This is a genomic window from Streptomyces sp. NPDC054841 (genome assembly GCF_053611045.1).
The window spans coordinates 1-9179 of the sequence record NZ_JBSGZO010000349.1 but is presented as its reverse complement, the minus strand read 5'-3'; the positions used below and the strand labels follow the sequence as shown (position 1 = coordinate 9179).

General features: G+C 72.2%; 9 protein-coding genes. 5 read left to right on the top strand and 4 right to left on the bottom strand.

The window, feature by feature from the left end:
* Positions 1 to 339 precede the first annotated feature (339 nt).
* Complete coding sequence (locus ACWGI8_RS32600) at positions 340 to 1122, top strand: GNAT family N-acetyltransferase (RefSeq protein ID WP_453666442.1); 783 nt, start codon at positions 340 to 342, stop codon at positions 1120 to 1122.
* Positions 1119 to 2135 (top strand): lysophospholipid acyltransferase family protein, encoded by a 1017-nt coding sequence (locus tag ACWGI8_RS32595; protein ID WP_453666440.1) that lies wholly within the window; start codon positions 1119 to 1121, stop codon positions 2133 to 2135. Before ACWGI8_RS32600 ends, ACWGI8_RS32595 begins: the two co-directional genes overlap by 4 nt.
* Here ACWGI8_RS32595 and egtD read toward each other — a convergent pair.
* Genes egtD through egtA form a run of 4 tightly spaced genes read right to left on the bottom strand, consistent with a single transcriptional unit; the run spans position 2030 to position 6322 of the window.
* Positions 2030 to 2992: an L-histidine N(alpha)-methyltransferase gene (egtD, locus tag ACWGI8_RS32590; RefSeq protein ID WP_453666438.1), complete on the bottom strand. Its 963-nt coding sequence runs from the start codon at positions 2990 to 2992 to the stop codon at positions 2030 to 2032. The two genes, ACWGI8_RS32595 and egtD, sit on opposite strands and share 106 nt — an antisense overlap.
* Positions 2989 to 3744 carry an ergothioneine biosynthesis protein EgtC gene (gene egtC / locus ACWGI8_RS32585; RefSeq protein WP_453666436.1) on the bottom strand — a complete coding sequence of 252 codons (756 nt, stop codon included), beginning with the start codon at positions 3742 to 3744 and terminating at the stop codon, positions 2989 to 2991. Before egtC ends, egtD begins: the two co-directional genes overlap by 4 nt.
* Positions 3744 to 5057 (bottom strand): ergothioneine biosynthesis protein EgtB, encoded by a 1314-nt coding sequence (gene egtB / locus ACWGI8_RS32580; RefSeq protein ID WP_453666434.1) that lies wholly within the window; start codon positions 5055 to 5057, stop codon positions 3744 to 3746. The genes egtC and egtB overlap by 1 nt, the downstream gene beginning before the upstream one ends.
* Positions 5054 to 6322, bottom strand: a complete 1269-nt coding sequence (gene egtA / locus ACWGI8_RS32575) for an ergothioneine biosynthesis glutamate--cysteine ligase EgtA (protein WP_453666432.1) — start codon at positions 6320 to 6322, stop codon at positions 5054 to 5056. Before egtA ends, egtB begins: the two co-directional genes overlap by 4 nt.
* Positions 6323 to 6456: 134 nt before the next feature.
* Between egtA and ACWGI8_RS32570 the strand changes: the two genes are divergently transcribed.
* The 3 genes from ACWGI8_RS32570 (at position 6457) to ACWGI8_RS32560 (ending at position 8895) form a co-directional block, all read left to right on the top strand.
* On the top strand, positions 6457 to 7281 hold the full coding sequence (locus ACWGI8_RS32570) for a TIGR02452 family protein (protein ID WP_453666430.1): 825 nt from the start codon (positions 6457 to 6459) through the stop codon (positions 7279 to 7281).
* Positions 7282 to 7429: 148 nt separating this feature from the next.
* Entirely contained in the window at positions 7430 to 8452 is a 1023-nt protein-coding gene (locus ACWGI8_RS32565) for a LacI family DNA-binding transcriptional regulator (RefSeq protein ID WP_453666428.1), read from the top strand.
* A 173-nt stretch (positions 8453 to 8625) separates the two neighbouring features.
* Positions 8626 to 8895: a hypothetical protein gene (locus ACWGI8_RS32560; RefSeq protein WP_453666426.1), complete on the top strand. Its 270-nt coding sequence runs from the start codon at positions 8626 to 8628 to the stop codon at positions 8893 to 8895.
* Positions 8896 to 9179 lie beyond the last annotated feature (284 nt).

The window sequence follows — 9179 nt, the reverse complement described above, 5'->3', positions numbered from 1 at the left end:
CGGCACGCACTCCCCCGTAGCCCTTCGGGCACGGGAGGTGCCCCCACGCCGCGTTGTCGGGATCGTCCAAGTGCGCCCAGTACGAGGACGACCCTGCGCCTTGCATCTGCACGCACCGGACGCCGCGAAGCCCGCCCTCCGGGCGGACGGCGGGAGACAGGACTTACTCGTCCAGCCGTCACGCACGAGCCCGGGGCGAGCGCGGTTGCCCGGCATTCAGACGGCGCACATCCGCACTCCGCATCACCGTCATGTCGAATCCAGCCGGTCACGGAATTAGTTAGGAGCCGGACCGCCACAGGCGCGATCCGGCCTCACCGTCCGGCAGAGGAGACCGTCATGCCCGCAACGCCAGCCGTCGTCCAGGCCCCACTCCTGTCCGCGGAGCCGGAGCCCAAGTACGTGGTGTCCCTCGCCCGCGACCAGGATGACGTACGGGCCGCGCAGCGGCTGCGCCACCAGGTGTTCGCCGGCGAGATGGGCGCCCGCCTGGAGGGGCCCGAGCCCGGCCTCGACATCGACGCGTTCGACGCGTACTGCGACCACATCCTGGTGCGGCACGAGGACACCGGCGAGGTCGTCGGCACCTACCGGGTGCTGCCGCCCGAGCGCGCCAAGATCGCGGGGCGGCTCTACTCCGAGACCGAGTTCGACCTGGCCCGGCTCGCGCCCATCCGCGACGACCTGGTCGAGGTCGGCCGCTCCTGCGTCCACCCCGCCCACCGCAACGGCGCCGTCATCGCCCTCATCTGGGCCGGCCTCGCCCGCTACATGACCCGCACCGGCCACACCTGGCTGGCCGGCTGCTGTTCGATCCCCCTCGCCGACGGTGGCACCCTCGCCGCCGCGACCTGGGACACGGTCAAGGCCAAGCACCTCGCGCCCCAGGAGTACTGGGTCACCCCGCACAAGCTCTGGAGCGCCGACGGCATCGACCGCCCCGCCGGACGCACCGAGCTTCCCCCGCTGCTGCGCGGCTACCTCCGCCTCGGCGCCTGGGTGTGCGGCGCGCCCGCCCACGACCCGGACTTCGGCGTCGCCGACCTGTACGTCCTGCTGTCGCTGCGCCGCACCAACCCCCGCTACCTCCGCCACTTCCTCTCGCTGGCCCCGGTGAAATGAGCGTCTGGCTTCCCACCGCACCCTGCACTCCGGCCGACTGTGCGACCACCCAGTGGCCCATGGTCGGCCGCCTCACGGCGGTCGTCCGCCTGATCGCGGGCACGTCTGCGGTCCTCGCCGGCGTCGTCCTGTCCCCGCTGGTGATCCTGCTCGGCTCGGGCCGCCGTGCCCGGCTGGTCAGTCTGTGGTGCCGCGCGGTGATGCGGTCCTTCGGCGTGCGGATACGCATCGTGGGCCCCGAGGCGGGGACCGGCCCTGAGGCGGGGACCGGCTTCACGCCGGGTTCAGGGCCCGCTCAGGACGAGCAGCACCCGCGGCGCGGGCTGCCCGGCACACTCGTCGTCCCCAACCACATCTCCTGGCTGGACATCCCCCTCGTGGCCGCGGTCATGCCCGGACGGATGCTCGCCAAGCGCGAGGTGCGGCAGTGGCCCGTCCTCGGGCCGCTCGCCGGGTTCGGCGGGACGATGTTCGTGGACCGGGACCGGCTGCGGGCTCTGCCCGGGGTCGTCGGGACCATGGCCGACGCGCTCAGGGCCGGGGCACGGGTGATCGTGTTCCCCGAGGGGTCCACGTGGTGCGGCCGCGCGAGCGGACGCTTCCGGCACGCCGCGTTCCAGGCGGCGATCGACGCGGGCGCAACCGTACAGCCCGTACGCATCACGTACGGGCCCGTCGGCGCCGCCGCGTTCGTCGGCGAGGATCCGCTGGCCGCCTCCCTGTGGCGGGTCGCGACGGCCGGCGGGCTCACCGCGGAGATCAGGATCCTGCCCCCGATCCCCGCGGGTGCCCACACCGACCGCCGCTCACTGGCCCGCGCGGCGCAGAGCGCGGTCACCGGGGCCGCTGCCGGCCACGACGCCCACGCCCCGCACCGCAAACGCCTTCCCGGGATCCCCGCTCAGGCTCAGACCGCGGTCGACAGGGACAGCGCGAATCTGCCCTCCGTATCCGTCCACCACTCGACCAGCTTCATCCCGGCATCCGCCAGCTCGGAGCGCACGCCTTCCTGACGGAACTTCGCCGACACCTCCGTACGGATCTCCTCACCCGCCTCGAACGGCACCACCAGATCCAGCTCGCGGATCTTCACGTTCAGCGCCTCTCGGGCTCGCAGGCGCATCTCGATCCACTCCTCCTGCGCGTTCCACACCGCCACGTGGTCGAAGTCGTCCGGGCGGAAGTCCGCCCCCAGCTCCCGGTCCATCACGGTCAGCACGTTCTTGTTGAACTCGGCGGTGACACCGGCCGCGTCGTCGTACGCCGCCACGAGCACCTCCTCGTCCTTCACCAGGTCCGTGCCGAGCAGCAGCGCGTCGCCGGGCGCGAGCATCGCCCGCACGGACCGCAGGAACACCTCGCGCTCGGCCGGCAGCAGATTGCCGATCGTGCCGCCGAGGAACGCGACGAGCCGCGGCCCCGGCGTCGTGGGCAGGGCCAGTTGATGCGTGAAGTCGGCGATCAGAGCATGGACCTGGAGCCCGGGCCGCTCGGCCAGTAGTGACTCGGCGGCCCCGGCCAGGGCGCTCTCGCTGACGTCCACCGGCACATAACTGTGCAGGTCCGTGAGCGCGTCCAGCAGATGGCGGGTCTTCTCCGACGAGCCGGAACCCAGCTCGACCAGGGTACGGGCACCGGTCGCCGCCGCGATCTCCCGCGCGCGTGAGAGGAGGATCTCCCGCTCGGCGCGGGTCGGGTAGTACTCGGGCAGCCGGGTGATCTCCTCGAAGAGCTCACTTCCGCGAGCGTCGTAGAACCACTTGGGAGGCAGCTCCTTGGGGGTACGGTTCAGCCCGCGCAGCACATCGGCGCGCAACGCGGCGCCCATGGCGTCCTCGGGCAGGGTGCGGGTCAGCTGGAACGGGCTCACGCAGATGGCTCCTTGAGCGGGGTCAGTAGTACATCGGTGCGGGTTGCCGCGAGCAGTGTCCGGTCGGGCACCTCGCACCAGAGGGGATCGTCGTCGTACGGCTCCGACGCCACGACCGTCCTGCGGCCGGGCCCGGAGAGATACCAGAGCGTGTCCCCCCAGGCGGTCGCGGTGATCGTCGTACCGTCGGTGAGCAGCAGATTCAGCCGCGATCCCGGCGCGGCCGCCGCCACTTCCAGGACGGTCTCGGCCAGCGCCTGGCCCAGTTCGTCACCGTCCCGCAGCCGGTGCAGCACCATTGCCCACACCAGCGCGGAATCGCACCGCGCCTCCATCGACAGCAGCTCGGCGGCGGGCAGCGCGGCGGCGAGGGGCGCGGCCGAGCCCGGCCAGCCCCTGACGGCACCGTTGTGACTGAACAGCCAGGGCCCGGCGGCGAACGGCGCGGCGGCCGCCTCCCCGTCCGCGCCCGCCTCGGTCGCGTCCCGGACGGCGGCCAGCAGCGCCTCGCTGCGGACCACGCGGGCCAGGTCCGCGAAGGACTGGTCGCCCCAGACGGGCCCGGACCGGCGGTAGCGGGCCGGGACCGGGTCACCCTCCGCGTACCAGCCCACCCCGAAGCCGTCCGCGTTCACCGTCCCGTACCGCTGCCGGCGCGGCGCCCAGGACTGCCGCAGCAGCGCGTGCGGCGGCCGCACCAGCAGCTCACCCAGCGCCGTCCGAGGGCCCAGAAAAGCGATGTGACGGCACATCACGCGTCCCTGGCGGTACGGAACCCGGAGAAGATCTGCCGGCGCACCGGTAGATCCCAGTTGCGGAACGTGCCACGGCACGCCACCGGGTCCACGGCGAACGAACCGCCGCGCAGCACCTTGTGGCCGGGGCCGAAGAACACTTCCGAGTACTCGCGGTACGGGAACGCCGCGAAGCCGGGGTAGGGCAGGAAGTCGCTCGACGTCCACTCCCAGACGTCGCCGATCAGCTGCCGGATCCCGAGCGGCGACGCACCGTCCGGGTAGGCCCCTGCCGGTGCGGGACGCAGATGGCGCTGGCCCAGGTTGGCGCGGTCCGGGGACGGGCCCTCGTCGCCCCACGGGTAGCGCCGGGAGCGCCCGGAGACGGGATCGTGGCGGGCTGCCTTCTCCCACTCGGTCTCCGTGGGCAGCCGCCGCCCGGCCCAGCGGGCGTACGCGTCGGCCTCGTACCAGCTGATGTGCAGCACGGGCTCGTCCTCGGGAACCACTTCGGTGACCCCGAACCGGCGACGCAGCCACTGGTCGCCCTCGCGGCGCCAGAACAGCGGCGCGCCGATGCCGTGCTTGTGGATCTGGTCCCAGCCCTCCGTCGCCCACCAGCACTCGTCCGCATACCCGCCGTCCGCGATGAAGGCCTGGAAGGCGCCGTTGGTGACGGGCGTGGTGTCGATGAAGAACGCGGGGACCTGGCGTTGGTGCGCGGGCCGTTCGTTGTCCAGCGCCCACGGCTCGGCGGAGGTGCCCATCGTGAAGGGGCCCGCCGGAACCAGCACTTCGGCCGGAAGCCCGAGCGTGCTGCCGCTCGGCGGTTCCGGTGCGTCGAGCGCGGCCGGTCCCTTCCGGAGCTGATGGGTGATCAGCATGGTCTCGTCGTGCTGCTGCTCGTGCTGCGCGATCATCCCGAAGGCGAAGGCCGCGTCCGTCAGCCGGTTGCCGTGCAGCGGCGCGGAGTCGAGGATGTCGAGCACCCGGCCGCGTACGTCGGACGCGTACGTCCGCGACTCGGCGGGGGAGAGCAGCGGCAACGAGGGCCGTTCGGCGCGGGGATGCTCGAAGGCGTCGTAGACCGAATCGATCTCGGGGCGTATCGCCTCACGCCCGGCGACGGCCCGCAGCAGCCACTGCTCCTCCTGGTTGCCTATGTGCGCCAGATCCCAGACGAGCGGCGACATCAACGGAGAGTGCTGGGCGGTCAGTTCATGGTCGTCGACGCATGTCGTGAGCACCGTGGTACGGGCCCGGGCCGAGGTCAGCGCCTCCAGGGCGCGCTTCCTGAGCACGTCGTCGGACGCCACCAGGGACTCGTTCATGAGTGGATCTCCTTGCTGCGGAGCGAGAAGTCGTCGGCCGGACATCGGCCCGGCAGGACGTAGCGGTCGTGGAACGCCGCGACCGCGTCCTGGACGGCGGTGGAGGCTCCCAGCCGGGGCAGAGCCTCCAGCGCGACGGCGAAGCAGGTGACGGCGGCGCTGTGCAGTTCGGGGTCGGTGAGTGCGTCCCTGGCGGCATGGGTCCAGAGCGGATTGCGCGGCGCGGGCAGCGCGCCCGCCGTCTCGGCGAGCGGCTTGACCGTGCGGTACGCGGTCTCCGAGGCCTCCGGGTCGTCGAACAGCGCCGTCGTCACCGCGAGCGGAACCATCCAGCCGTCCTCGCCGGGCTGCGCGTCGATCATGCGCAGTTCGAGATGTCCGCGCGGCCGCACGGGCGGGAACAGCGTCGTGGTGTGGTACTCGAGATCCGCGCGGCTGGGCGGCCGCGGCGCGCCGGACCGTATCCATTCCCGGAACGTCAGCCGCTCCGGCACCGTCCACGGCCCTTCGGGCGTCCTGATGCACATGACCGGCGTGTCCAGCACATGAGCGGCCCACGCTTCCCGAGGCGCTGCTCCCGGGTCCGGCGCGAGCGCCCGTACCGGGTCCAGATCCGCCCACAGCGCCTGCCGGGTGGAGCGCCAGCCGGTGGGCCGACCGGCGCCCTGTGGGGAATTGGCGAAGGCGGCCACCAGCACCGCACCCAGCAGATGCGCCAGCTGCCAGCGTCTGCCGAGCCCCAGCGGCCCGGGCTCCTCGAATCCCGCGTCCAGACACACCTGTACGGAAGCGGACGAGCACATCATCGAGCGCCCGGCGGGCCCGGTGCGATCGAGCCAGGCCTCCAGGGCGTCATAGCGCGGTCGGCGCAGCAGCCGTCGCGGGGGATGCCAGGGATCGTGGCCGAAACCGGTCAGAGTGAGGCCGGACCCGCGTAGCGCGGTCCGGACGAGGGCCAGATCCGCCGCGGTGGAGTCGATGCACTCCATCAGCGACGCGGCGGGCGGGGAGCTGAGCTCCAGCTGGCCACCGGGTTCGAACGTGAGCGCCGAGCCGAGGGGCAGATCCCTCAGTCCGGCGTAGGCCCGGTCGAGCGTGGTCGGCGCGACGGACCGTTGCGGAACGTGCAGTTCGTGAACGAGCCATTCCAGTTCGACCCCGACAGTGCGGGGTGGGCCCGTCTTGAAGCAGATACATCGAAGCAGGTCTTCGGCGTCGTCCTCGGTGAGCGGCGGGCCGCTGTCCCCGAAGTCGGGTGCTGGCATGGTCGACTCCTCTGTCGAAGCGCTCCGTCCACCTAAAGCCACCGCCGATGGTTCGCACAAGAGTGCCCCCGCCGGGCGTCAGCGGTCCGTAATCCGTTTGCCGTGGTGAGGCTCGGTCACTGAGGATTCCGGGTATGAGCGCACGCTTGCGGGGGATCGCGAAACAGACCCAGGAGATCGTCGACGCAGGTCGCTACCGGGCGCCGGGCGGCCACATGGTGACGATCGGCGGGGAACTGTCCGCCGCGGTCGAGGGGACACGGATGTACGGACCCGGGCCCGTGCCGGTTGTCCCCGACACGGACCGTTCCAGCGTATGCGAGGTCACCGGCGAGAGCAGCCTGGAAGCCGCCCGCCGCATGACGGCCCAGGCCGGCGGGCCTGTCGCCGTGCTGAACTTCGCCTCCGCGCGGAATCCGGGAGGCGGCTATCTGAACGGCGCACAGGCCCAGGAGGAGGCGCTCTGCCGGTCCTCCGCGCTCTACACCACGCTGCTGAGCGTCCCGGACTTCTACGATCACCACCGGGCCGAACGCAGCCCCTTCTACACCGACCGGGTGATCCACTCGCCCGGCGTCCCGGTCTTCCGGGACGACCGCGGAGGACTGCTCGACGCGCCGTACACGGCCGGCTTTCTCACCTCACCCGCACCGAACGCGGGCGTGATCACCAGCCGTACGCCGGGGGAGGCCGCCCGGATACCGGCCGCGCTCGCGTCCCGGGCCGAACGGGTGCTGGAGACGGCGGCCGCGACCGGCTACCGGCGGCTGGTGCTGGGCGCCTGGGGCTGCGGGGTGTTCCGCAACGACCCGGTGCAGGTCGCCGGCGCGTTCAAGGCCCTGCTCACGGGCGGTGGCCGGTTCTCCGGGCATTTCGACGAGATCGTCTTCGCGGTGCTGGACCGCACGCCGGGCGGGAGCACGCTGGGGGCGTTCCGCGCGGCGTTCCCGGCACCGTAGGCGGCCGGGACTGCGGCGTGCACCGCGTGGTTGCCCTGGTTGCGCGACGATTGCACGTGTCAATGGCTCGTGTAACCACTGCGTAGCATTCAATTCAGGCCAACCGCCAGACCCTGAACAGGATTGGTCTGGAAGGATGCCGAGGGCGATGAGCCAGACACCCAGACAGCCAGCAGAACGTTCCGTACCGACCAGTGCCGATGTCGCCCGGCTGGCCGGAGTCTCCCGGGCCACCGTCTCGTACGTGCTGAACAACACCTCAGCGGTAAGGATCAGTGAGCCGACCCGCCGACGGGTCCGCGAGGCCGCGGAGGAGCTGGGCTATGTGCCGCACGCGGCGGCGCGCAGTCTGCGGGCCGGACACACCCGGATGGTCCTCCTGCCCACCGCGCACGTACCGGTCGGTCCGCTCTACAGCCGTTTCATCAACGAACTCCAGTGGGCACTGCGGCGCCTCGACTACACCGTCGTGCAGTACGGCAGCCTGGGCCTCGACGGCGACACGGCGGCCCGCGCGTGGGCGGAGCTGCGGCCCGTCGCGGTGCTCTCGCTCGGCGAGATCGCGCTCACTCCGCAGGGGGTCGAGGTGCTCAAGCGCTCCGGCGCGAAGGCGGTGATAACGCTCGGCCCGCAGCCGGTCGAGGGTGCGCACTCCCTGGTCATGGACCAGCGTGAGGTCGGCGCCCGGGCCGCGGAGCATCTGCTGGAGTGCGGGCACCGGCGGGTCGGTGTGGTCATGCCGGTGGAGCCGGGGCTCGAGCTCTTCTCCGAGCCCAGGCTGGCCGGGGTGCGCGAGACCGCGGAGCCGGCGGGTGCGACCGTGGAGGCGATCCCGCTCGCGTACGACGAGGACGCCGCGGATGCGCTCGCCGCGCGGTGGCGGGACCTCGGTGTGGACGCCGTGTACGCGTACAACGACGAGTACGCCATGCTGCTGATGCGGGCCCTCCAGGACGCCGGGATCGGCATCCCGGACGAGGCCGCGGTGATCGGTGCGGATGACCTGCTGCTGGGGCGGCTGCTGCGGCCGAGGCTCAGCACCGTGCGGATCGACATGGTGACCGGGCAGTATCTGGCCGAGCTTGTGGACCGCGTGGTCCGGGATCCGGGCGGGGCGTCCGAGCGGCACGACCTGATGGGGGCGCAGGTCGTCAGGCGCGAGTCGACCTGACGAGGCGGGGTGACGGGCGGCCGGGGTGTCGGACCGGGGTGACGAGCGGGCTGTCGGGCCGACTCGCGCCTGACGACCTGACGAGTCGACCCGGACAAGGCGGGCTGACCGGCGTCGGTGTGATGCGTCGATCTGCACATGCGTGGCGGGCGGTGCATGGCTAGCGTCATGGCATGAGGACAGTTCCGCGGCGCTTCGAGATCCTGCTGGTGCCCGAGCACGTCGAGGACCGCGCCGGCGCGACGGTGGAGGACAGTGCGGTGCGCTCGGCGGTGGTCGAGACCACCGGTGAGACGGGCTCGTCCGGCTACCCGCGGTACGCGGGGCACGGCATCGTCGCGGACATCGACCCCGTGACGCGCACGGTGGAGGCGCTGCTCGTGGACGGCTCGGAACTGGACTACGGGTTGACGGCGCTGGTTTCCCGGCAGACACCGGAGTGAGGGCCCTCGTTGTGCGGGTGCGGGCCGGTGGATGGGTTGTGCCCACCCTCCCGCAGAGCTTCGCCCGGGGGCAGCGCCATGTCGCTGCGCTCGCCTTGCGGAACGCCCGCCCATGAACTGGGGCCACCGGTACGCCCGGACGGCAGGCGCACACACCCGCAACGCGCAACCTCGCAAGCGCGGCGTCGAGTTCATGTACCCGACCGCGTCGCCGAGGCGCTCGGCGCTCGGCGCTCGGCCTCACGCACCGGGCCGCCGCGGACTCCTGCTCGCCTCGCCGGCGA